18 protein-coding genes, 1 tRNA gene and 1 pseudogene are annotated in these 24751 nt (G+C 58.8%); 3 read left to right on the top strand and 17 right to left on the bottom strand.

The features are described 5' to 3' along the window. The 4 genes and pseudogenes from B7X65_RS09745 to B7X65_RS09760 all read right to left on the bottom strand — a co-directional run. Positions 1-8820: pseudogene (locus B7X65_RS09745) on the bottom strand (hypothetical protein); the annotation flags it as partial. Between the two features lie 15 nt (positions 8821-8835). After that, a complete protein-coding gene (locus tag B7X65_RS09750) occupies positions 8836-9534 on the bottom strand; it encodes a hypothetical protein (protein WP_293594115.1) in 699 nt (232 codons plus the stop codon). A gap of 145 nt (positions 9535-9679) precedes the next feature. Beyond that, positions 9680-11047 (bottom strand): HlyD family type I secretion periplasmic adaptor subunit, encoded by a 1368-nt coding sequence (locus B7X65_RS09755; RefSeq protein WP_293594116.1) that lies wholly within the window; start codon positions 11045-11047, stop codon positions 9680-9682. Then, positions 11044-13224 (bottom strand): peptidase domain-containing ABC transporter, encoded by a 2181-nt coding sequence (locus B7X65_RS09760; RefSeq protein WP_293594117.1) that lies wholly within the window; start codon positions 13222-13224, stop codon positions 11044-11046. The genes B7X65_RS09755 and B7X65_RS09760 overlap by 4 nt, the downstream gene beginning before the upstream one ends. A 538-nt stretch (positions 13225-13762) precedes the next feature. On the opposite strand from B7X65_RS09760, the gene B7X65_RS09765 reads away from it, so the two are divergent. Further along, positions 13763-14386, top strand: a complete 624-nt coding sequence (locus B7X65_RS09765; RefSeq protein ID WP_293594118.1) for a hypothetical protein — start codon at positions 13763-13765, stop codon at positions 14384-14386. 113 nt (positions 14387-14499) lie between these two features. Here the strand turns inward: B7X65_RS09765 and B7X65_RS09770 are convergent, their stop codons facing one another. The 12 genes from B7X65_RS09770 to B7X65_RS09825 all read right to left on the bottom strand — a co-directional run bounded on the left by B7X65_RS09770 (position 14500) and on the right by B7X65_RS09825 (position 22612). Continuing rightward, positions 14500-15084 (bottom strand): hypothetical protein, encoded by a 585-nt coding sequence (locus tag B7X65_RS09770; RefSeq protein WP_293594119.1) that lies wholly within the window; start codon positions 15082-15084, stop codon positions 14500-14502. A gap of 276 nt (positions 15085-15360) precedes the next feature. Then, complete coding sequence (locus B7X65_RS09775) at positions 15361-15786, bottom strand: hypothetical protein (protein ID WP_293594120.1); 426 nt, start codon at positions 15784-15786, stop codon at positions 15361-15363. Next, on the bottom strand, positions 15761-16021 hold the full coding sequence (locus tag B7X65_RS09780; RefSeq protein ID WP_293594121.1) for a hypothetical protein: 261 nt from the start codon (positions 16019-16021) through the stop codon (positions 15761-15763). Before B7X65_RS09780 ends, B7X65_RS09775 begins: the two co-directional genes overlap by 26 nt. Beyond that, a complete protein-coding gene (locus tag B7X65_RS09785; protein ID WP_293594122.1) occupies positions 16018-16311 on the bottom strand; it encodes a helix-turn-helix domain-containing protein in 294 nt (97 codons plus the stop codon). The genes B7X65_RS09780 and B7X65_RS09785 overlap by 4 nt, the downstream gene beginning before the upstream one ends. An 11-nt stretch (positions 16312-16322) precedes the next feature. Then, the gene (locus B7X65_RS09790; protein WP_293594123.1) at positions 16323-16538 is read right to left on the bottom strand and encodes a hypothetical protein; all 216 of its coding nucleotides are present in this window, start codon (positions 16536-16538) and stop codon (positions 16323-16325) included. A 91-nt stretch (positions 16539-16629) separates the two neighbouring features. Beyond that, entirely contained in the window at positions 16630-17082 is a 453-nt protein-coding gene (locus tag B7X65_RS09795; protein ID WP_293594124.1) for a hypothetical protein, read from the bottom strand. A gap of 179 nt (positions 17083-17261) precedes the next feature. Continuing rightward, complete coding sequence (locus B7X65_RS09800; RefSeq protein ID WP_293594125.1) at positions 17262-18476, bottom strand: integrase arm-type DNA-binding domain-containing protein; 1215 nt, start codon at positions 18474-18476, stop codon at positions 17262-17264. Positions 18477-18662: 186 nt separating this feature from the next. Further along, positions 18663-18750, bottom strand: a tRNA-Ser gene (locus B7X65_RS09805). A gap of 37 nt (positions 18751-18787) precedes the next feature. Then, a complete protein-coding gene (gene serS, locus B7X65_RS09810; RefSeq protein ID WP_293594126.1) occupies positions 18788-20128 on the bottom strand; it encodes a serine--tRNA ligase in 1341 nt (446 codons plus the stop codon). A gap of 48 nt (positions 20129-20176) precedes the next feature. Further along, complete coding sequence (locus B7X65_RS09815; protein WP_293594127.1) at positions 20177-21118, bottom strand: threonine/serine dehydratase; 942 nt, start codon at positions 21116-21118, stop codon at positions 20177-20179. Positions 21119-21134: 16 nt separating this feature from the next. Next, positions 21135-22127 (bottom strand): 4-hydroxy-3-methylbut-2-enyl diphosphate reductase, encoded by a 993-nt coding sequence (gene ispH, locus B7X65_RS09820; protein WP_293594128.1) that lies wholly within the window; start codon positions 22125-22127, stop codon positions 21135-21137. Beyond that, complete coding sequence (locus B7X65_RS09825; protein WP_293594129.1) at positions 22124-22612, bottom strand: FKBP-type peptidyl-prolyl cis-trans isomerase; 489 nt, start codon at positions 22610-22612, stop codon at positions 22124-22126. Before B7X65_RS09825 ends, ispH begins: the two co-directional genes overlap by 4 nt. A 157-nt stretch (positions 22613-22769) precedes the next feature. Between B7X65_RS09825 and radC the strand changes: the two genes are divergently transcribed. Both radC and B7X65_RS09835 read left to right on the top strand, forming a co-directional pair. Continuing rightward, a complete protein-coding gene (gene radC, locus B7X65_RS09830) occupies positions 22770-23444 on the top strand; it encodes a DNA repair protein RadC (protein ID WP_293594130.1) in 675 nt (224 codons plus the stop codon). Continuing rightward, complete coding sequence (locus B7X65_RS09835; RefSeq protein ID WP_293594131.1) at positions 23444-24106, top strand: Smr/MutS family protein; 663 nt, start codon at positions 23444-23446, stop codon at positions 24104-24106. The genes radC and B7X65_RS09835 overlap by 1 nt, the downstream gene beginning before the upstream one ends. 183 nt (positions 24107-24289) lie before the next feature. Here B7X65_RS09835 and B7X65_RS09840 read toward each other — a convergent pair whose 3' ends face one another. Continuing rightward, positions 24290-24706, bottom strand: a complete 417-nt coding sequence (locus B7X65_RS09840) for a group II truncated hemoglobin (RefSeq protein WP_293594132.1) — start codon at positions 24704-24706, stop codon at positions 24290-24292. Between the last annotated feature and the right edge of the window lie 45 nt (positions 24707-24751).

Raw genomic sequence — 24751 nt, forward strand, 5'->3', positions numbered from 1 at the left:
GTTGCCCGCGTTGCCTTCGAGACGGTTGTTCAGCGTATTACCAACAGCGTTGATGTTGGCGCTGCCTGTCAGGGTCAGGCGTTCGACGTTGTCTGCCAGGGCGTAGGGAACGCTGGCATAGACGGTGTCGGTGCCTTCCAGGGTGTTTTCAACCACCAGGTCGTCACTGGAGTCGACCCAGTATTTGTCGTGGCCCAGGCCGCCAATCAGGATGTCGGCGCCTGCTCCTCCGTCCAGGCTGTCGTTGCCCAGGCCGCCCCAGAGTTTGTTGGAGACGGCGTTGCCGGTGAGTTTGTTGGCAAGATCATTGCCCATGCCGGCTTCGGCGCTGCCGGTGAGCGTCAGGTGCTCGACGTTGTCTCCCAGGCTGTAGTTGACGCTGGCTTCTATGGTGTCGCTGCCTTCAGCAGCGTTCTCGACGACGCTGTCGGCCTGGCTGTTCACGATGTACAGGTCGTTGCCTTTGCCGCCTATCAGGACGTCGGCGCCCAGCCCGCCGTCCAGGGTGTTGCCAGCGTTGTTGCCGGTCAGGACGTTGGACAGCTCGTTGCCGGTCAAACTGGCTGCACTGCCCAGCAGGACGCCGTCTTCGACGTTGGCGGCCAGGGTGGCTGCGCTGATGCGGCTGATGAGGGTGTCGCGGCCGCCGTTGACGTCTTCGATGATGGTGTCCAGATCGTCTTCGAAGAGGTAGGTGTCGTTGCCGGTGCCGCCTGCCAGGGTGTCGGCGCCTTTCATGCCGTTGAGGGTGTCGTTGCCGGCACCGCCTGTCAGGAGGTTGTCGGCCACATTGCCTTGCAGGAGGTTGTTCATCTCGTTGCCGGTGCCGTCTGTGGCCAGCAGGCCGGTGAGGAGGAGGTTCTCGACGTTGGCGCTCAGGGTGTAGGTGGCTGTCGCCTCTACCGTGTCCACGCCTTCACCGGCCAGCTCGGTCACGACATCGGCGGTGTTGTCAACTTCGTACAGGTCGTCGCCTTCCCCGCCCAGCATGTGGTCTGCGCCCAGGCCGCCTGTCAAACGGTCGTCTCCGGCCAGACCCGTCAGGGTGTTGGCACCGGCGTTGCCGGTGAGTTTGTTGGCGCTTTCGTTGCCGGTGGCGTCGTTGTTGGCGGTGCCTGTGAGTTGCAGGTCTTCGAGGTTCTCGCCCAGGGTGTAGCTGATGCCGGCGAGCACTCGGTCTGTGCCCTGGTCTTGTTCTTCAATCACTTCGTCGCCAGTGTTGTCGACGTAGTAGCTGTCGTTGCCCTGCCCGCCTTGCATCACATCGGCCCCGGCCCCGCCGTTGAGGGTGTTGTTGGCGCTGTTGCCGGTCAGCACGTTGTTCAGGCTGTTGCCGCTTCCGTTGATGGCTTCCGTTCCAGCCAGCGTGAGGTTCTCGACATTCGCAGCCAGGCTCTTGCTGACCGTGGTGATGACCGTGTCTGTGCCTTCTGCAGTTTTTTCCACCACCACGTCTGCAGCGTTGTCAACGTAGTACGTGTCGTCGCCCAGGCCTCCTGTCATGCGGTCTGCGCCGGCAGCACCGTCGATAACATCCCGATTAACCGTTCCTACCAAGACGTCATCGCCGGTTGTCCCGTTAATTCGATTGACCGGAGGCTGTACCTGCGCCCGGGCGATCTCTAACGCCTCAGCCAGCGTAATTTTCTGTCCATCCTGGAACTCCAGAATTTCTACGCCTGTACCCAAGGGATCGGCCGCCGTGCCGGGTGAAGCGATGGCCCTAGCCAGCTCGATTGCAACCAATCTTCGGCCGTCCCGCTCCACAACCAGATAGGGTTGAGGATCCCAATATCGGCCGACATTGGGCAGGAAATACTCGGAATCGGTGCTGGCGGTTTCAACGCTAAATTGAAGATCGTCCAGAAAAATGCCAGGACCGAACTCGACCGTGTCGATGTCCGCCCCGGGAGGCAAAATTTCCTGGGGAATCCCACCATAGATATAGAACAAATCATTCTTGAGTGGATCGCTGACGGAGTTGTCGGCAATGTAGTCGAACCCAACGCCATCCGCTCTGTGGTCGACCACCAAATAACGATCTGGTCCAGCGCCCCCATCGAGTGAATTGAAACCCGGACCACCGTAAATCACATCCGACACTTCGGAACCACGAATCGTATCGTTGCCTTCCCCACCATTCATCCAACTGGCAGTAGCTTGCCCAGTCATCAAAATTTCGTTTCGGTCCGTCAGGGCTACACTTTTCCCACTGATGACCGAATAATCCTGGCCCCATGTTGGCCATAACGTCACATAGGTGTTCCGCGCGAAGGACGCCAGATTCGCGGTGATCTGATCATCACCCTCTCCGCCATTAACCAATCCCGCGGAAAACGTAAAGGTATTGTTCGCAGACCCTAGCTGCACATCCACAGAAGTGGGGGCAGGATCGAAGGTGTAGTCCGTGGTGTAACCGACCCTCTGCTCGGTAAATGCGGTCAGATTGGGGATGGAGTAGGTGACAGAATGCGGGATCTCATTGAAACTGAGGAGAAATTGCCATGCACCATCTCCCAAGACCCGAATACCTGTGGTCGTAACGGTTGTTGTGTAGGTGGTCAACGTATAGTAATTTGTTGCGTAAACGTTGCCCTGTGCATCGTGGTAGCCACTGACCGTATAGTAATAAGGCGTGCTTTCAGCGACATAGGAGGAGACCGATACGTCTGTTATCGGCTCATTTGAGGTGATTTCCTCCTTCAGCGCCCCTTTTGCATCGCTTGGATCTTCACGCCAAGCTAAAGCACCAATGCTTCCGGCATATTCAATTTGCATGCGCGCCTTGTATTCATGCTGGGCTATGAAGCTTGCATTCGCCCGGGCGGGCGTTGTCGGCGGCTCTTCTGTTGGGGGTGCAACCAGATAGTCTGCAAGCGAAGTGCGCACGCCGTCTATGTCCAATTGGAAGCGCGTCAGTGCGTCGCTTCCTCCTTTTAACTTGACGCCACCCGTGCCCCACAAAACACTGTATTCCTGATTTCCCAAGGAAAATACTTTGACCTCAGACGCTGACGCTCCTTGCACTTGAATGACATCTGCACCCAGCACGTCAGTGATCTGATCTGCCTCGGCAATGCGGTTGGCGCTAAACGGATCACCATCAAACACGTACAAGTCGTTCCCTTCGCCCCCGTTCATCGTGTCTGATCCCAACCCTCCATTCAAGACATCCTGGCCGCCGCCACCGAGCAGCACATCGTCGCCTTCGTTTCCAAGCAGGGTGTCGTCTCCATCTCCACCCTCCAGATGATCGCTCCCTTCTCCGCCTTGTAACCTATCCACGCCAGCACCACCGTACAGAGTGTCGTTACCCAACTCACCTATCAGAAAATCATTGTCGGTATCACCCCATAGAATGTCGTCGTCCTCGCCACCAGCAAGCAGGTCATCACCATTCCCTCCGTGCAATACATCTGCCCCGGCACCGCCCGTCAGAACGTCTTGCCCCAGGCCGCCCCGTAGCAGATCATCGCCGTAACTGCCATCGAGAATGTCGTCTCCGCTACCACCGTCGACAACGTCGTTGCCATTCAGGGCGAACACATTGTCATTTCCACCCAAGGCGTCAATCACCTCTGAACCAGGGTGACCATAAATGATGTCGTCGCCTTCTGTGGCAGGCGTAAACGAAAACAGCAACTCATGAATCGAAAGCACGCTGCCGTCCTCAAATGCCACAGTGGCAGCTGACCAAGCAGCAGCACCTACACCTGAGTCGAAATACCCTTCCAGACGCACACTGGAACTGGTGCCAGACTCCGTGAGATGCGCCGTAATGACCAGGGAGTTGTCTACACGGCTGGTCACCCATGTGTACTGAGACTTCGCTCCGGTGAAAACAATCCGGTCAGCGCCGGCTTGTTCCGCACTTTCACCTGGATCCAGCCCAACCAGCAAGGTCACACTTCCAGCATTGGGCGTAATGACGTAGGTGTCATTGCCTTCTCCGCCAACCAATATGTCGTCGCCACCATCCGCAATCAGGGTGTCATCGCCCTCGTAACCAAGAAGAACGTCATTGCCTGCCGCACCCCGAACCACGTCATCAAACACAGACCCCACAACAAGGTCATTCCCTTCAGTTGCACGCCCAGCGAGGTCCCTCTGGACCAGATCAGACAATTCGAACAATTGATCGTCGTCCTGGAACCTTACTTCAGTAATTCCTCCTCGAATCTGCGCACCGGTGGTTCCATCAACCGTTCGGACCAAAACTTCACCCTGGGCGCCACGTTCAATCACTATGTCGTTAAGCGCAATGCCGCTGCCAAACTCAAGCAAATTGGTTTCCCCGGCAGCTGGGACAGAGCCGTCGATTCGATCAATACCGTCCCCTGCTCTGATCAACACCGTGTTCCCGGTGCTGTACAGGCCTATGTCGTCGTCGCCCTTGCCAGCGGATACCAGTGTGTTGTTGTGCTCTGCCTCCAGATAGTCAGAATCCGCGCCCCCGGCCAAAGTCCGTCCTTCCTGCGCGGTTCGGCCATAAACCCAGTCTTGCAAGTGGGTGCCAATAAATTCCAGGAAATCAAATGTTTGTCCCTCGATCTCAAGCCATTTGATGGCGCCGCCAGCCAGGCCGTCCTGAACTGCAACTTTGGCGCCCGTAGCGTTGTAAGTTATGGACAAATATTCAGCGCCACCACTCCGGGCATGATTGAGTTGAATATCCGCAAGCGACGCGCCTTCTATGCGCAGGGTATTGACGCCTTGTGAATCGCTGATGACGTCGACTCCATTTGCGACAGCGTCACTGGTACGGACCACATACTCGTCATCGCCTTCACCGCCGAATAGCGAATCGGAACCATTGCCGCCATCCAGTGTGTCATTTCCAGCGCCGCCACGAAGCGTGTCATCGCCGTCATCTCCATTCAGTAAATCATCACCGTCATCGCCTGATAGCACGTCGTTCTCTGCACCACCCATCAGGACGTCATTGTCTGCGCCGCCGTGGAGTTGATCCACGCCATCGTCGCCCTTCAGCAAGTCAATGCCTTCATCGCCCCACAGAGAGTCGTCGTCCAGGCCGCCCGTCAGGACATCGTTGTCCGCACCGCCATTGAGGTGGTCCGCGCCTTCGCCACCCATCAGTTCGTCCTGCCCTGCATCGCCAAACAAGGTATCAACGCCGGCACCGCCATCCAGCACGTCATTACCCTCGCCGCCTTGCAGTTCATCAACGCCGTCGCCTCCCCGGAGATCGTCATCGCCCGCATCGCCGTACAGCAAGTCGTTGTCTTTCCCACCGACGAGAGTATCGTTTCCACCCTCGCCGCGCAGCTCGTCATCGCCATCGCAGCCATCAAGAAAATCGTCACCTTGGTATTCGACGGCGTCCTCTTCCATGTCGCCCACTAGCAAGTCATTGCCCGTTCCGCCCAACAAATAGTCCTCTCCCGCGCCGCCGAACAACTTGTCGTTGTCGGCCCCGCCTTCAAGATAGTCATTGCCTGCGCCTGTCCCTGTGACGCCCGGGCCATCGCCGTAAATCTCGTCTTCCCCCGAACCACCGAAGAGAAAATCAGATTGGCCATTTCCGAAAATGATGTCATTTCCACCTTCTCCAGCGATGTAGTCTGAACCGTGCGTCGCCAGGTCCAGTCCGGTGTTGAATTTAAGAAGGGCCGTGAAAAAGTCCAAAATACCGTTCGTCTCGGGTGTCGCGCCTTCCGCATCTCCATCCAGACGATCATTGCCTTCGCCGCCCCAGATTGCATCGTCCCCTGCGCCGCCCACAACGATATCGTTGCCCGAACCTGCCAAAACCGTGTCGATTCCGCCACCGGCATTCACTACATCGTCTCCCCCGCCTGCATAGATCGTGTCGTTGCCTACATGGCGCGCAGTGTTGAAACTCTCTTCGACTCCAAAAGCGGCCGAGTCGCCCGGTTGATGCACAGTCTCAGAGCCGACCTCCGTGTTGCTGTCGAGTAAAAGATCACCGTGGGTATAGCCCAGGTTGCGGACGTCCTGGCCTATCAAGGTGCGAAGGTTTTGATAGTCAATGTCGATAGTCATATCCAGCAGCCGCACCAGGTGCTGGCGGTAGACCCGGCGACCGCCAGTGTTATCTGCGTCACTCACATAGAGTCGGGCCCCTTCGTGCACGACGTAAAGCGTTCTCGCATCGCCCGTTAACGGATCATTGCTCCCCGTTACCCAGCCCGCCTCTGTTACGTTTCTTATAGCTCCCGCATCACCATCGCTATTGATCAGATCGCCTCCTGCCCCGCCCACGATAGTGTCATCACCGGCACCGCCGAACAGAACATCGGCGCCAGTGCTTCCTACGAGCAGGTCATTGCCGGCTCCGCCATCGATCAGGTAATTGGAGCTCGCACTGTCTGGCAGGGTTTCGCCCTGCTCTATCGCTTCTTGCAGGGTCTGCTCTAAATGCGCATATATTCGATCGTTGCCGCCATTGCCTCGTATGTCCTGTTGATCGATGGCCGGAGCCGATCCGCCTTCAATGAGGTCGTCCCCTTGAACGCCTTCTCCCCAAGCCGTTGACTGGGCAACATTTTGCAAGTGACGTGCCATCTGAGGATTTGGGTTAATGGACGCCCAATACGCTGAGTCACCTTCATCCGTACTCATGTCGTACGTGGCGGTGACAGGCGTCGGCGCAGGCCCGACCGTCGGCGCTCCTGGCAGGGTGATACCCAAATTGCCGGAAGTGAATTTATTAACACGCGCTGTAACGCCTGGACCGCTGATAAGCAAGGTGGTGCTGCCGTCACCTTCCTGGCTGGTGGTATAGGTGAAGCGTTTGTCTTCGGACTGCCAAGTGTTGTCGCTGGTGGTGAGCTTGTTGATGACGCCTGTGCCCAAGATCGTTTCACTGCTATCTGAAGCGATGACCTTGATGCTGCCCAGACCGTCTGAGTCAACAATGGTGTCTACGCCAATGTCACTGGCGCGCAAAGTGTAAGTGTCGGTGCCGTTTCCGCCTTTGAGGATGTCTGAGCCCGCTCCGCCGTCGAGTTGATCATTGCCCGTACCGCCTAGGAGAATATCTTGGCCATTGCCGCCTTTGAGGGTGTCGTTTCCGACGTTGCCTTCTAAGTAGTCGTCGCCGGCATTGGCATTGATATAGTCGTCGCCTGCTCCACCGTACAAACGATCCCCCAGACCAAACGCCTCTGAATTTGAGCCGACCAACCCGTTGTCCTGATCGTTGCCAAACATGACTTGCTGGGCTTCTTGTCCGCTGGCGTTCGCAGCCATGCCTCTGAACTTGATGACCTGGCTGCTGGTGAAGTCGGTATAGGTGTAGTTGGCATTGACTCGGCCCGGAAGCGCTATGTCGTAGCTTTTATCAACAAGGTTGTGGGAAATGAGCCCTTGCAGCATGGCTGCGCGGTCTGTGTACCAGTTGTCGCTGTAGTCAAAGACCTTGGTGGTGTCGCCGTACAAGCGCGCATTGTTGTCGGCGGTCCAAGCAGTGGATAAATCGGGGTTTGCTGCTTTGAGGGCACTAATGGCCGCCGCATCGGTAGTGCTGATGACGACTGGGCTTAGGGCATTGAGGCCCAAGAAGACGCCGAAATCTGTCTTCGCCTTGGTGGCTAGGGAATTGTCTGCCAGCGTCAGAGTACCTTTTTCGAGAATGGCCCCAAAACCGGACGACTCACTAAGCGCCTTCATATTGGCGTGAAGCGATTTACGGGTAGCACTCAGTTGAGCGGCTTCAGTACTGTCCAGGCTCGTCGCTGGCAGAGCGTTACCCAGAATGACTTTTCTGAGGCCATCAAGCAATGATTCGTAACTTGCTCCGGGTGTGTTCGATGCGCCGTCAAACAATGCTTTGGCAATACGCGGGTCACTCATATACCGCGCGTCGAGCTTTCCAAACAGCTCAGCCAACGCCAAGCCATCAGCAACATTCGCAACCGAATGATTGGTGGTCAGGGGTGCCAGTACTTCAGAACGAGTTTCCATACCGACAGTCAGCGTCGTACCGGGATAGGTTCGGGCGATTTCAGAAACACCGTCGCCAACTGACTCCATACGCAAAATTTTGCTTTCATTCCATTCACCGAACTGTGAAAGTACGGCCTCTGAGTTTGTCGCATTCAGACTACCAGGTGCTGCAAAGGGGGGGGCATAAAAAGCTACTGCATTGACGGTAATCACATCGTCAAACGCACCGGGAAACAAGCGTTGCGCCAGCATGGCCAAGTGACCGCCAAGACTGTGTCCAGCCAAATCAATCTCTTGACCAGGACCCATCAATGCGACCCCGTCAACACCGCCCTCAACCCCTCTATCGGCTCTTAGTTGGGTTTTGAAGGCATCAAACAATACGTCAGTACCGCCAAGCTGAGAAAAACTATTGCCGTCGAGAAGATAGAGGCTGCGCAGATCAGCTTCACTGTACTCAACCGCAGCACCACCAGCGGTCTGCAACTGCCTGACATACCGATACATCGCAAGTGCTTGTGGCTTGGCATAACCAACTATGCCAATCTGTGCGTCGGTGACCAGGCCATCGCGCAGCGCATCGGTTTCAAACTCCGTACCGGAAAAACCCAGCACCAGCCGATTAGGGTTACTTTTGTCCTGAAACAAAGTAGCGCTAAAGCCACCATTTGCCAAGGTGTCTTCGTCACGGAATTGGTTCAGAACGCGATAGCGGTTGGTGAAATCAATGGATTGCTGCTCGGCGAAAGCTCCATTAGGAGAGGACTGAAGCAATGCTTTAGTTTGCGCAGTGGCTAGATCGCTATCCGAATAAATTGCTTGTTTATTGAGCAGCGCGTAGGACGCTTGTGCAAGTTGTGCAAACTCTTTGAGTTCAGTTGTAGTCTTCATGATTGCTTTCGAAAATTATTTCAAAATTAATTTAGCAAGAGGCTCGTAGGGCAGAATTACGGCATCCGGCTGGCGCTGGTCTGGACAACGCCAAGTGGGCAACGCATCGGGGTAATGAATCCCTGTCCACCAATGCACCAGTTCCGTATATTTGGCATAAGTCGTGCCACTCCTGCTTAGCCGTGTTTCTTTGATCGTGCCATGGGGAATATCGGATTCATGCACACTGATCTCAAACACCGTTGGGTCCAAGGTGTGTACATTCGCTTCTGAAAAAATGAGCTTTGGCTCTTTCCTAGAATCTTTTTCCATGGGTAGACCTGCTCTTGGATTCACTACTGCTGTGTAAGAAAAATAATCCTTTATTTCTTTCCCATCGCTTGCCCGTTTTCCCGAATTGGACTCAACGAGTTGTAGTTGAGGGAAAAACTGCCAAAGAAGAGCCTTGGAGTCAGTGCTGTTGTAGCGATCCCCCACCAACCTCACTCGATCTACTTTCTCTGGCTGAATTAAAACTCTCAGCCCGCCGACGTCCGCGCACATCCTGGCGTGCTCACTTTTAATCTGGTAATACGGCCAACAGTACAGAATTGCGGGGACCGGTAGTAGCGCCCAAAGCACAAAACGCCGCCCCCAGGTTTTGCTGCGTAGGCCGATAAAGATGAATGCGACAGGGTGCAGCGCTGCAAGGATTAAAAAAAGTAACCAACTCATGATTTCCCTAGAATAAAAAACCTCATGCACCGGAAGTTTGAGCGCTTAGATGATGCGATGAATTGAGCATCAAATCGGTCTTTACGGGTTGAGTTAGTAGAGTCAACTATTAATTCAATAGCACTACTTAACGTCAATGTTGTCTTCACCGCTCCCTCCCCGCCTCAGCCGACACCTTCTGCACCGGGCTCAACAAATACTCCATGATGGTTCTGCGCCCCTGGTGAATTTCTGCGGCTACCTGCATGCCGGCCTCCAGGCCCTTGCGTTGGCTGGCGTCGCCGTTGAGGGACTCCAGGTACTGCGTGTCGAGCTTGACCAGCGCCTTGTAGCCCTGCGGGGCTGACTGGCCCGGGTTGTTGTTATTGCTGGCTTGCGAGTCAGGCGCCAGGGTCTGGATGCGGCCTTCGAGCAGGCCGTATTTTTGAAACGGGTAAGCTGCCACCTTGACGCGCACGTGCTGACCTGTTTGCACAAAGCCCACGTCTTCATTTTTTACCTGCACCTCGGCCAGCAGTTGCTCGCCTCTGGGCACCAAGGTCAGCAGCACCATGCCGGGCTGCACAACGGCGCCCTTGCTGGTGGTGGCCACGTCTTTAACGATGCCGGCTTGCGGTGCCTTCAGTTCGAGCAGGCCGGTTTTGTAGCCCATCTTCTGCGTGTCTTGCTCCAGCTTGGCCAGCTGGCCCATGGCCTCGGTGCGCTCAATCAGCAGCTGGCTGCGAAAGGTGCTGGAAAGTCCGGCGATTTTTTTGTCTTGTGCGGTGATGGTGGAAAGCAGACCTTGCACCGTTGCGGCCTGGGCTTTGAGGTCCTGTGACTTTTCAATCGCTTCACGCTCTTTGTCGTTGCCGGCTATGGGGCTCAAGAAACCTTCCGCCACCAGCTTGCTGTGCGCCTTGGCGCTTTGTTCGTAGCTGGGCAAAGTGTTCTTGAGTTTGGTGAGCGTCTCCTGGGCTGAGCGCAATTCGTTTTGTGCACGTTCACGCGTTGCCACTTCCTGGGCCAGTGAATCAGTGAATGCTTGCCGGTGGGCGTTGGCCTGGGCCTGCACCTGGGCAATCATCACGGGGTCGTCACCGTCCTTGATGGAAAGCGGTATGCCGGCCAGTTCTGCATCTACCCTGCGCAGCGTCAGGCGCTTCAGGCTCAGCTCACTGGCCAGGCTGCGGCTGTCGGCACCGGTCATGGTGGGGTCCAGCCGGATCAGCACCTGGCCGGCCTGCACCTGGTCGCCCTCGCGCACCAGAATTTCTGCCACCACACCGGCTTCGGCCGGCTGCACAATTTTTGTGTAGCTGACGGGTACCAGCTTGCCGTCGGCCACGGCCACCACGTCTACCTTGGCAAAAATGGCCCAAGCCAGCAAGATGGTGAAGAGCCCACCAACAAGGTACAAAATCAGCCGCGGCAGCTTGGGCATGGGGCTTTCCTGAATGGCCAGCAGGCCCGGGGAAAACTCAGCCGCATCCGGCAACAAGCGCTTGGTCAAGGTTTGGGCCAGGCTGCTCATGCGACCGCCTTCGCTTGAACAACTTTCTTGAGGTGTCCGCCACCAATGACAAAGATCTCGTCCACCTGTAGCGTCTTGGGCAATGCGTGCGTGACAAACAGCATGCTGACCTTGCCGCGCAAGGCGTTGACCGTGGTGGCAAAAGCGTTGGCGGTTTGCGCATCCAGTGCGCTGGTGGCTTCGTCAAAAATCAGCACCTTGGGTTTTTTGAGCAGGGCACGGGCAATGGCCAGGCGCTGCTTCTGCCCGCCAGACAAGCCGGCACCGCGCTCGCCGATTTCGGTTTGGTAACCCTGAGGCAGGGTCTGGATGGCGTCATGGATTTCGGCCATCTGGCAAGCCTGTACCACTTGCTCAAAACTGGCGTGGGGGTTGGCCATGAGCAGGTTGTCGTACACAGTGCCGCTGAACAGCACAGTTTCCTGTGGCACCACGCCAAAGTTAGCGCGCAACTCGTTGGCGCTCAGGTGCAGGATGTCGATGCCGTCCACCTTGATTTGCCCTTCGGTCGGGCGGTAGAAGCCCTGCAGCAGTTTGGTAAGCGTTGACTTGCCCGTGCCGCTGGGTCCCATGATGGCCACCGTCTGGCCCGGCTCTATGGTGAGGTTGACGTTTTTGTAGAGCAGCGGCAGATCAGGCGCGTAGCGAAAGCCGATGTCTATGAGTTCAATCTCACCCCTGGCATCGCCCTTTCTGCTGGGCGCCAGGCGGTAGGGCTCGGTTGGCACGTTCATCAAATCGCCCAACCGATCTACCGCCAGGCTGGCTTGCTGAAACTGCTGCCACAAACCGACCATGCGAAGCATGGGCTGGCTGAGCTTGCCGGCAAACATTTGAAACGCCACCAGCATGCCGACGGTGAACACCGTGCCGGTGCCTGCGGCCAGGGCAATGGTGTCGGGGTGCATCACGATCCACGCGCCGATGACCAGTATCAGCAGCGTCATCATCTGCTCCAGCGTGTTGGCGATGACGTTGTAGGTGTTGGCTATCTGCTTGGTCTGAAAGCCTGACTGCAGGTAAGTGGCCAGGTAGCCGTCATACCGGGTTTGCAGCTGCGGCTCAAACTGCAGACTTTTGACGGTCTCCAGGCCGGCGATGTATTCGGTCAGAAAAGCCTGGTTACGCGCGCCCAGCATGAATTGCTGGTTCAGGCGAGTCTGAAAGACCGGTGCCACCAGAAAAGACAACAGGGCAATGACAGACAAGATGCCCAACACGATGAGCGTGAGCGTGACCGAGTAATAAAACATCACGCCCATGCAAATCAGCAAAAACGGAACATCCAGAATAATGGTTACCGCTGCCGAGGCAATGAACTCGCGTATGGTTTCCACCCCATGCAACCGGGCAGCGATCACGCCCGTGGGCCGGTTCTGAAAATACTTGGGTGGCAGACGAAACAGGTGCTGAAACACCGCGGCGCCCAGCACAGCGTCAACCCGGTTGCCCGTGTGCAGGATGGCGTACTGGCGCACCCAGGTCAGCAACGCGGTGAAGAGCATGAACACCGCCATGCCGATGCCAAGCGCCACCAACGTGCTTTCGGTGCGATGCACCACCACCTTATCGATGATGGCCTGCGTGAACAGTGGCAAACCCAGCGCAAGAAGCTGCAGCACCAGGCTGGCGCCCAGCACTTCGTGCCATACCTTGCGGTGTTTGAGCAGCTCAGGCACAAACCAGCGAAACCCGAAGGACGATGCCACGCCAGCGGCAGAGTCCGGGTCCCGCACGGCCTCGTCTTCCGGGTAAAGCAGCACTGCCTGGCCACTGAGAGTTTGCGTAAATTCAGCCTTGGGGCTTGTGACGGGCGAGTTGCTGTTGGCGGGCAACCAGACAACCTGCTCGTCGCTCACGGCTATAACGATGCCCAGTGTCGGAGCAAGGGGAGTGACGTCCTCAGGGCCTTCCGGTGCGGGAGCAAGTTCACCCTCGGCACGCGTGGCGCGAAGTTCGACCACCAAGGGCAAAGGCAATTGCGCCAGTACTTTGGGTTCTACAACGCGTAACTGCGCCTTGAAACCCAAACCCCGCGCCGCGCGAACTAGACCCGATTCGTCATACGGCGGTGGAAACTGCTGCAACAGCAATTGCGCGTCAAACGGACGGCGATGCACCGCACACATGGTCTGCAGCGCCCACACAAAATCAGTTTGTGCATACTCTTTTTGCATGACTCCCTTACCCGCAAGCTGGTTACGGGCCCTCCCTCTATTCGTATATGGCAGAGCACACAGTTGAAACATCTCGAAACACCGTCGATGATCAACGAATAGGAAAGCGATGCAACACCAACCCCTGTCAATGTTGACAGGGTAGGAGTTAAAACAAGGGTAAATACTTGAAGGATCTGACTGCGGCGCCAGATTGATGGCATGCCAACAAAATTCAGGGTGCAGCAAGACCTGTGCGAGATGTCAAGACCCATGCTGCCCCACAGACGGCAACAAAAAAGCCCCGTCAACACTTGGTTTACGGGGCTTTTGGGGGTCTGTGTTGGACTACATCAAACCGGTTCTTGGGAGGGTGTCGTTCCCATCATGGGCGCTAACCCGCATGGATGTTAGGTTCTGCTATGTTTGAACACTGACGTACCCCCAAAAATACCCCCCCGCGACGGCATTTTGCGTTATTCGCTGATCACCCCGAAAATCGAGCGCGCCCTTCTGCTTGCGGCGTAAGCCAATCATTGCCAGCCCTATAAGGAACACCATGAGCACCATAAATCAGGCCCTGAAAGATCACCTAGTACGCCAATTGAAATTTCTGACAACCTCATGCGTCACGTTTGACGCAGGTGATAGAGAAGAGGCGCTACGGATCGCGACCGCTATACGTGTCATTTTCTATGACACCACAAACAGTCATTCAATCCTTTATCAGATGGGCGTCAAGGCATCAATTCAGTTGATCTCGACCACTAATCCAACTTCAACCGCCAATGCCCTCGCTATGTTGCCGACCATCGATTTCGGGTCATTCTTTCCCATCACACTTGGGAAACATCTGGACTACACGCCACCGAGCGTCGGCGCTTTAACGCAGTCAGTCGAAGACTGGTGGAACCAGCCCGCTTTGTACACCAACCAAGTTTTATTGACGCGGGGACGTGTGGTGCTTGCAGCCGCCCACAAAGATGGCGGAGCTCACGTCGATCTAAAAAAGGATTTGGACGACATCAACGCCTTGAAAGATGGGCAAATGTTTAACCGCATCATTAAGCAAGCCGACGGCACCCAGAAAGAGGAACGGATCGCCGATCATCATTTTGCTTTATTGCGACATTTCGCCGCTGAGATCTTAGCGAGTCCCGATATTCAGGCGTTACAGACCTAGGGGAATGCGGGCCAATTCCACAGTCCTTTTCGAGGGAGTTTCTTTGCGTGGCGACCAGTTCGATTTCTGCCCACGCCCCTCCAGACTTTTTACTCCCTATATCTATGTGCCCCTTATAGTGCACCCGTCACCGCTAGGAATCGCGCCGTAAATTCGCAGAACGCATCTTCGCGCCTTTGCTCACAGGCTTCCAGTTGATCTATCAGCCGGTCATAGGTGTAATGCCTCATGCCCTTGGGTCGCCGCCAATACTCACCCAGCCGGGCCTCCAGTTTTGATTGCTTGCGCCACATCCGATCCAGCACATCACCTGACTGGCTGGCATAGCTCACCCGCTGGCAGTGCCTGCAGGCAAACCGCCCCGCGCGCATGTACAGCACACCCGCGCGTCGCTGGCAGACGGGGCAAACAAACCAGGGCCGGGACTTGCCGTAATTGCAGGCTGTATGCGCAAGCCGGATAGTTTGGCTCCCATCGCGCCGCTGGTCGTCACTGCCCACCATGTATTGCAGGGCCAGCGAGTCAGTGCCATGCACCAAAACCCCAATGCTGCCCGTAGGTTCATCGCCCCGATGCCAGCTCCAGGTAAATGACTGCCCTGCGCGCAAATAGCCGCCGCGATGCCATCGGCCAATTTCTACGCGTAGCAGGTGTTCCGCCTTGAGCTTGTAGCTGGGCCTGCCAGCGCCGTACCTCATGCCGCCTCTACTCATTCGCCACCTCCACAGAAAACGAAATCAATAGGCCAACTCGCCTTTTTTCAATCAAGGCAACGGCCATCAACCGCCCCCGGTCACGCGCGCGCACCTTTTCGCCTTTTTGCCCATGCCTGTATCTGTGGCTTTGAATGCCTGCAATAGATGGTATTTCTAGATACTCCCCGCCTATCGGGTTAGCGCATTGACTGAAAGTGGCCGGATAGCCCCGATGAGCGGGGCAAAGCCCGTTACACCATCGCCAGAAATCGGGGCTGTTCATACCCTTCCTACCCCGACCTTCGGGTTAAGCGCCGCAAGTCTGTACTGCCCTGTCCGATAGGTTTTTGGATCAAGGTCTATGCCGTCCGTCACGTCCAGGGCATACCAGCCCAATGCAAACCAGGCCGCACGGTTAGGCCGCATACCCATGCGGGTTTCAATCAGCAGCCCCGCCTCCTTGACTTCCGTCAGCGCGCGCGAAACGGTGTCGTGACTTCGCCAGCCCATCGGCTTGAGGTACTTCGCGCAAGCCACCAGCCGCCCGTTATTGCTGCCCGTGTACTGGCGGGCAATATCAAGCAGCAAGGCGCGCGCAGCGTACCCCAAGGCGCGATAGCTGGGGCTGTCAATCACCACATGCGGTAAGGCCACGTAGCGATCACCGTCCCGCTTGTCCTTACTGCGCTTGTAGCTCTTGCTCACGGCCTGCCTTTGTGCGTTTAGCCAGGTACTCGCGCGCCGCGTCCAGGCTATCCAGGGGCTTCCAAAGCCCATAGCGGGTGGCGTAGTAAGGCGTCTGGCCGATCACCTCCGGGTCGCCTTTAATCAGCTCTATGCCGATCAAGGCGAATTGCGCCGCCAGCGTTGCATAGGCTTTGCGCTCACGCTGCCCGGTAGGCAGGTCAAGGTCGTTGTGTACCGCGTCAGGCGTGTTCATTGCTTGCCCTCCCGCGTATACAGGCCCACACAATGCCTCACCCCGGCCTCCGTCACCACGGTCTGCCTGTGCGTCAGGATTCGGTGGCCTTCCTTGCGCAGCTGCAATATGCGCGCGGGGCAGTGGTAAATGTCCAGGTAGCGCATGGCCTCGAACGTGGTGATGGGAAACCGCGCCAGGGCCTCCAGCAGCCGCGCGCATTGCGTATCGGCACTGGTGCCCTTAAACTCTGCCCTGATAGCTTCTAGGGCCGCTTTCTTTTCGGGGGAGGTGGCCTTATTTTTTTCCATGGCTTGCCCGCTTACTTCGCTGCCTGCGCTTTGAGAAAAGCGTCTATGGCGTTGATGTCGAACAGCGTGACTTTTTCCCCGGCCTTCAGGGGCTGCGGGAAACCATGGCGGGATTTCGTCCACTGCCACAGGGTTGACCGGGCTATCTGGAAATGCGCGCAGGCTGCTTTGGCGCGTGCGTAGTGGGGCTTTTGGTCGGTGCCTTGAACCGAGGTTTTGCTGACCATCAAATAACTCCAAGTGTGTCCAGCGCCGTGGTGGCTGGCATGGAGTCGATGATGTTGGTCTAGGCTGTGGAAGTCATTACCCGCCTGCCAGCTACCCGGCCGGTTTGCCTGCAGGCGGGGTATCGCGCAGCCAGACCTCGCGCAGTTGTTTCTCCGTTACCGTCACATTCATTTCGTTCCACACACGTCGCACATAGTCACGTGCGAATGCGGATTTGTTGTCCCCGTAGTTCTCGCGATGCAAACTCCACTCCGCTTGGACGAATTCTTTCGCTTTCCTGTGTGGAGCATGTTTTAACAGTGCTTTGGCGGAATTTGTGTCACTGATGACTATTTCAATTACTTCGATCATGGACAGGGGGTTAGCTTTTTGTCTAAAAACTTCCATCGCCCGCATGTGCATATACGCAAAGGCGTAGCGTTCACTATCACCTTCAATCTCATCCAACCTGCTCATGTCGGGCAACACTGCGAGCAATGAGCGCGCGTCCTCTAACGCGTCGTCTGCCATTTGGCTTGCTTCCAAAATTGAGCGTTCAGTCATTGCCTCAAACTCAGCAGCCGCTAACCCTCGCCTCCGATAGGCAAGAACTGGCCTCGATTTTCCCTGTAGCTTTCTAATATGCGACATGCGGCCCCCGCGCCCCTGATAAGGTGCCAGTCCAGCCCGTCAGGGAAACGGGTTTTCGGGGATCAGCCTAGGACTGGCAAAAATCTTTTAGTTCAAGCTGCCTTGCGTTTGAAGGTCAACACTTTGCCTGATGTGCAGTTCTCCAGATAGTCGCCCCAATGCTGCATCATCTTGGCGCGTTCCTTGAGATAGGTTGCATGGTTGTAGGCCGCGCTCACTTGGTCGCGCTCTTGATGCGCCAATTGCAACTCGATATGGGCATGGTTAAAGCCCATTTCATGCAGAACGGTTGACGCGATGCCCCTATACCCGTGCCCAGTCATCCTGCCCTTGTAGCCCATGCGCTCCAGCGCCTTCAAGATGGTGTTGTTGCTCATGGGCTTTTCATGGTCGCGCTCACCGGGGAACAGCAAAGCCCCATGCCCTGATACCAATTGCAGCGTGCGCAACACCGTTACCGCCTGTGATGACAAAGGCACGATGTGGGGGGTTTTCATCTTCATGCGCTCAGGCGGAATATCCCAGCGCCCGGCCTCCAGGTCAAACTCAGCCCAGCGCGCGCCTATCAGCTCAGAGGTGCGTACAAAGGTCAGCGCCATCAATTTCATGGCTAGGCGCGTGACGGGTGCGCCTTGATAGGCTTCCATGTGGCGTAGCAGGTCGGGCAGCTCTTTAGCGTCCAGCCGGGCATAGTTACCCGCCTTGCGTGATGCCAATATGTCTGCAGGCTTGATGTCGGTCGCCGGGTTGCGCTGTGCCAGCCCATGCGCGATGGCATAGCGGAACACCTGCCCCGATGTCTGCAAAGCGCGTTTGGCAATATCCAGAGCGCCGCGCGCCGCGATGGCCTTGACCATTGCCACCAGTTCGGGGGCCTGAATGTCCGAAATGGGCCTTTTGCCGATGGCCGGGAAAACATCGGCCTTCAAACGCTTATGCACGTCATCAGCATGGCGAGGGCTTTTGGCGCTGCGCCATTGATCCCACCACAGCAGGGCCACGGTCTGAAATGAGTTTTCGGCTGCGGATTGCTTGGCCAGCTTGTCAGCCTTGCGCTGCGCCATCGGGTCGCTGCCCGTCGCCAGCAGCTTGCGCGCCGCGCCCATCGCCTCCCGCGCCTGCGCCAAGGACACATCCGGATAGGAGCCCAGGGCCATCACCTTTTCCTTACCGTCCGCCCGGTACTTCCAGCGCCACAGCTTTGAGCCGCTTTCAGTCACCAGCAGGTACATGCCCTTGCCGTCGCTCAGTTTAGCCGGGCTGGGGCCGGGTTTGGCCTTCTTGATGGCGGTGTCTGTCAGGGGCATGGAAGGCTCCAAACGGCCTTTTTGGAAAAATACCCCCAAGGTTTTGAGCCGATACCCCCGAACATACCCCCAAATCATCCCGACTTGCAATACCCCACATTGGACGACCGGAAACAAAAAAGCCCCGTAAACACTGGGTTTGCGGGGCTTTTGGGGGTCTGTGTTGGACTACATCAAACCGGTTCTTGGCGGAGAGGGTGGGATTCGAACCCACGGTACCTTGCGGTACGCCTGATTTCGAGTCAGGTACATTCGGCCACTCTGCCACCTCTCCTAAATCGAGCCGCAATTCTATCAGGCCGGCGAACCTGTCAGCGGGCAGGCGGTGCCAGCACCGTGATGCCGCCCATGTAGGGCTGCAAGGCAGCCGGCACCGCGACGCTGCCGTCTTCGCGCTGATAATTTTCCAGCACCGCGACCAGCGTGCGGCCCACCGCCAGGCCGGAGCCGTTGAGGGTGTGCACAAATTCGTTTTTGCCCTGCGCGTTTTTGAAGCGGGCCTGCAGGCGGCGGGCCTGGAAGGCTTCGCAGTTGGAGACCGAGCTGATTTCGCGGTAGGCGTTCTGGCCCGGCAGCCAGACTTCCAGGTCGTAGGTCTTGCTGGCGCCGAAGCCCATGTCGCCGGTGCACAGCAGCATCACGCGGTACGGCAGGCCCAGCTTTTGCAGGATGGCCTCGGCGTGGCCGGTCATGGCTTCGAGTGCGTCGTAGCTGTGGTCGGGGTGGACGATCTGCACCATCTCGACCTTGTCGAACTGGTGCTGGCGGATCATGCCGCGGGTGTCGCGGCCGTAGCTGCCGGCCTCTGACCGGAAGCAGGGTGTGTGCGCGGTGAACTTCAGCGGCAACTGCGCTTCGGGCAGCACCTCGTCACGCACAAAGTTGGTCAGCGGCACTTCGGAAGTGGGTATCAGGTACAGCGCCGTGCTTTCGGCTTCTGCCGCCCCTTCCTGCCCGCCCTTTTTGGCGGCAAACAGGTCCTCTTCGAACTTGGGCAATTGGCCGGTGCCGCGCAGGGAATCGCCATTGACGATGTAGGGCACATAACACTCGGTGTAGCCGTGTTCGGCGGTCTGGACGTCGAGCATGAACTGCGACAGCGCCCGGTGCATGCGTGCGAGCTGGCCCTGCATGACCGTGAAACGCGAGCCGGTGAGTTTGGTGCCCAATTCAAAGTCCAGCCCCAGGGGCTGCCCCAGGTCCACATGGTCCTTGACCTCGAAGGCATACGCAGGTGGCTCACCGCCCAGGCCTTCAACCGGCGTCCATTTGCGCACCTCGACGTTGCCGGCCTCGCCCGCACCGTGCGGCACGCTTTCATGCGGCAGGTTGGGCACGGCCAGCAGCAGGGCCTGCATCTCGCCCTGGATCTGTTCGAGCCGGACGCTGGAGGCCTCCAGCTCGGTCTTGGAGCTTGTCACCTGCGCCATCACGGCGCTGGCGTCTTCGCCTTTGGCCTTGAGCTGGCCGATCTGCTTGGACAGGGTGTTGCGCTGGTTCTGCAACTCTTCTGTCCTGATCTGCAGCGCCTTGCGCTCGGCCTCCAGCGCCTGGAAGGCTTCCACGTCGAGGAAAGCTTGCGGGCTTTTGCGGGTTTCCAGCCGGGCGATGGCCGACGGCAGGTCTTTACGGAGCAGGTTGATGTCTAGCATGGGGTCATTGTATTTTGTGCCGCGGCAGGCCGGCCACCGGGGCAGGGTTCAGTTCAGGCTGGCCGGGTCGAGGTTGGCGCCGCAGATGATCAGGCAGACTTTTTCGTCCGGCCGCGGCAGATAGGCGCCGCTGTGCAGCGCCGCCAGCGGCAAGGCCGCGGCAGGCTCCACCGCCAGCCTGAGCTCCTTCCACAGCCACAGCTGGGCGGCCCGGATGGCGTCGTCGCTGAGCAGCAGCGCATCACGCACATGCGCCTGGGTGGCCGCCCAGCCCAAGTCCCCAATGCGCTTGGCGCCCAGTGAATCGGCGGCAATGCCACCGACACTCACATCGACCGGCTGCCCGGCTTCGCGCGCCCGGAACAGCGTGGGCGCGAGTTCGGGCTCCAGCGCGACAACGCGTGCGCGCTGCTCAAACCAGCTGGCGATGCCGGCGATCAGGCCGCCGCCGCCCACACTGACCAGCACGGCATCAGGCAGGCCGGCCTGCTGCTCGATCTCCAGCGCCAGCGTGCCGGCGCCGACCACCACCTCGGGCTGGTCGTAGGCATGGGTCAGCAACGCACCGGTTTGCTGCTGGCGCGCCAGGCAGGCCTGCAGCGCTTCCGAATACGCCGCGCCGGTGACGACGACCTCGGCACCCAGTGCAGCGAGTTTGGCGCGTTTGGCCGGGCTGGACACTTCGGGCACAAACACCTCGCAGCGCACGCCGAGTTCACGCGCGGCGGCTGCGGTGGCAATGCCGGCGTTGCCGCCCGACGCCACAATCACGCCGCTGGGCGGGATGGTGTTGGACAGCAGGCGGTTGAGCATGCCGCGCGCCTTGAAGCTGCCGCTGGTTTGCAGTTGCTCGAGCTTGAGCCAGACTTCGGCGCAGTCCACACCGAGGGCCTTGCCGGGCAGCTTCCACACCGGGGTTTGACGAATAAAGTGGCTGTAGCCCTCGTGGAACCTGCGCTGGCAGCTCTCGATTTGATAGCGGTCTGGCATATCTGGCATACCGGGCCTAGGACTCTGCATGCAGGTCGCTGCCGATGGCGTCCAGCGCGGGGCCGTCCAGCTTGAGCCCCTTGGGCAACGGAAACTTGAGGGTCTCCTCGATGCCGGCCATCTTGCGTACCGACACTGCGCCCAGCGCCTTGATGCGGTCTATCACCTGCTTGACCAGGATTTCGGGCGCCGACGCCCCGGCGGTCAGGCCGACGCGGCTTTTACCTTCAAACCATTCGGGCTTGAGCTCGGTGGCGTCGTCCACCATGTAGGCCTCGGTGCCCAGCTTGGCGGCCAGCTCGCGCAGGCGGTTGCTGTTGGAGCTGGTCGGGCTGCCGACAACGATCAGGATGTCGACCTGCGGGCTCATGATCTTGACGGCGTCCTGCCGGTTCTGCGTGGCGTAACAGATGTCCTGCTGCTTGGGCGCGCGCACGTTCGGGAAACGCGCTTTCACGGCGGCGCTGATGTCGGCCGCGTCGTCCACACTGAGCGTGGTCTGCGTGACCACCGCGAGTTTTTCGGTCTGCGCCGGCTGGATGCGCGCCACGTCGGCCACGTCTTCCACCAGGTGGATGCCGCTGTCGAGCTGGCCCATGGTGCCCTCGACCTCGGGGTGGCCCTTGTGGCCGATCATGATGAACTCGTAGCCTTCCTTGTTGAGCTTGGCCACTTCCACATGCACCTTGGTCACCAGCGGACAGGTGGCGTCGAAAATCCGGAAGCCGCGCGCTTCGGCTTCGCGCTCGGTGGCCTTGCTGACGCCGTGGGCGCTGAACACCAGCGTGGCGCCCGGCGGCACATCGTCAAGGTCTTCAATGAAGATGGCGCCCTTTTGCTTGAGCTCGTTGACGACATAGGTGTTGTGCACGATTTCGTGGCGCACATAAATCGGTGCGCCGAACTTGCCGATCGCGCGCTCGACGATTTCGATCGCGCGGTCGACACCGGCGCAGAAACCGCGCGGTTCGGCCAGGATGATTTCCTGGGGCAATGCCTTGTCGTTCATAAAACGCCTATGACCTGGACTTCAAACACCACCGGCTGGCCGGCCAGCGGGTGGTTGAAGTCAAACTGCACGGCGTCGCCGTCTGCCTTGACCTGCTGCACGCTGCCGGCGTACTGGCCCATGCCGTCGGGCGTGGGGAACTGCACGACATCGCCGACCTTGTACTGCTCGTGGGGGTCGCCCAGTTCATTGAGCAGCTTGCGCGCCACCCACTGCACCAGCTCGGGATTGCGCTCGCCAAAAGCCTCGCCGGCGGCCAGCTCGAAGCTGGTGCGCGTGCCTTCGCACAGGCCCAGCAGGCGCTGCTCGATCGCGGGCGACAGCTCGCCGGTGCCCAGGCTCAGCGTGGCGGGCTTGCCGGCAAAGGTGTTGATGATGTCGGCGCCCGGTTTTCCGTCCACAGACGGCCCGGCCATGCGGTAGTGCAGGGTCAGGAAGGAACCAGGCTGGACAAGGGCGGGAGCGAGTGTTTCCACGGTGGACATAGGACTTTCGGGTGCCGGCCCGGGAGGCCGCCAACTGTTTGTAAACTGCCCCTATTGTAGAAAGTGCCGACCGTCCGGGAAACAACAGCCCGTTTAGCCCTGATACTGGCCCTGTGAAGGCGTTTTTTTCAATGCTTGCCCACCTGCCGGAATGCCCATGCTCCTGAAAGACCTGCCCGAGGACGCCCGCCCCCGCGAAAAACTGCTGGCCCGCGGCCCCGGCGCGCTCAGCGACGCCGAGCTGCTGGCCCTGCTGCTGCGCAGCGGCATTCCCGGCAAAAACGCACTGCAGATGGGACAGGAGTTGGTGGACACTTTCGGCGGGGTGGCCGGCCTGCTGCACACCGGGCATGAGGCCCTCAACCGCATCAAGGGCCTGGGACCGGCCAAACGCGCCGAGCTGGTGGCCGTGCTGGAGCTGGCACGCCGCGCGCTGGCGCAGGAGCTGCAGGACAAACCGCTGTTCACGACGCCGCAGGCGGTGCGCGACTACCTGCAGTTGCAGCTGGGCAGCCGGCCGCATGAAATTTTTGCGGTGCTGTTTCTCGACAGCCAGCACCGGCTGATCGCGCTGGAAGAGCTGTTTCGCGGCACGCTGACACAAACCAGCGTCTACCCGCGCGAAGTGGTGGTGCGGGCACTGGCGCTGCACGCCGGCAGCGTGGTGCTGGCGCACAACCACCCGAGCGGTGAAGCCCGGCCCTCGCGTGCCGACGAAGCACTGACCCAGACGCTCAAAGCCGCCCTGGCCCTGGTGGATGTGCGGGTGCTGGACCATTTTGTCGTGACCAGCACGCAGGCGATCTCGATGGCGGAACGGGGGCTGCTCTGATGGCAGCCAGACCACCGGCCATCAAGGACCTGAAGGGCCTGAAAGCCGTCAAGCTCGAGATAGAAACCCGCGCCCGGCAGGAAGCCGAACTGAAGGCCGCGCGCGCGGCCGCAGCTGCGAAGGTCAAAGCCGAGAAAGAGCTCTTTTCACGCGCCATCGGCCCGGTCAAGGCGCTGCCGGCCAGACACCGGCCCGGCCACCGGGCACAGCTGGCGCCGGCCCAGCCCGCGCCGATCCCCGTGCAGCAGCAACGCGACGAGCTGTCGGTGATGCGCGAGGCGATCTCCGACGAATTCGATGTGGAAACCCTGCTCGACACCGATGAGGCGCTGAGTTTTCGCCGGCCGGGCATGGGGCCGGACGTGGTGCGCAAGCTGCGCCGCGGCGGCTGGAGCATCCAGCGCCAGCTCGACCTGCACGGCCTGCGTCGCGAGGATGCGCGTGATGCGCTCTCGGCCTTCATTCGCGAAGCCCACAAGGCCGGCATGCGCTGCGTGCGGGTGGTGCACGGCAAGGGCCTGGGTTCGCCGGGCAAGACGCCGGTGCTCAAGGGCCGGGTGCAAAGCTGGCTGATCCAGAAGCAGGAAGTGATCGCCTTTGTGCAGGCGCGGCCGGCCGAAGGCGGCGCCGGTGCGCTGGTGGTGCTGCTGGCGCAGAGCTGAATTTCCCCGTTCCGCTATGAATTCAATAGCTGTTGACGCCCGCACGATAAGGGCTGAAGGCCGATTTCATCAGAAACATCAATATAAATGATGTTGCAAGACGGCTTGTGGAATTTTCTGAAGAAAAAGTGCCGCCAGCCAAGGCGGGACGCTCGCAGGAAGCTATCAAATAAATAGCGCGCCCTAGGCCGGCGAATTGCGCATCCAGTCGGCGGTCTGGAAAAAAGAGGCCCGCAGCCTGGCGCGCAGTTCTTCATCGACACCGGTTTCACCCATCGCCTGGTCCATGCAGGCCAGCCACTGGTCGCGTTCGAGGATGCCGATGACAAAGGGCATGTGGCGCAGGCGCAGCTTGGGGTGGCCAAAACGCTCGGTGTAGTGCTGCGGCCCGCCCAGCCAGCCGCACAGGAACCAGAACAGGTGCTGGCGCGCCTTGGCCAGGTCGCTGCCGTGCGCCGCGCGCAATGCTGCGTAGCCGGGCTCCAGGTCCATCAGGTCGTAAAAACGGTCGACCAGCACCTTCACCCGTTCTTCGCCGCCTATCCAGGCGAAGGGGGTGTCGAAGGGCGGTGTGCCCGGTGGTTTTTCTTCGATGTTCATGATTATTCTGAAAAGGGAATCTCTAGGTGAGTTTGTCATTGCGGA

Origin of the sequence: Polaromonas sp. 39-63-25, from assembly GCF_002278925.1 — a bacterium.
Taxonomy (GTDB): domain Bacteria; phylum Pseudomonadota; class Gammaproteobacteria; order Burkholderiales; family Burkholderiaceae_C; genus Polaromonas.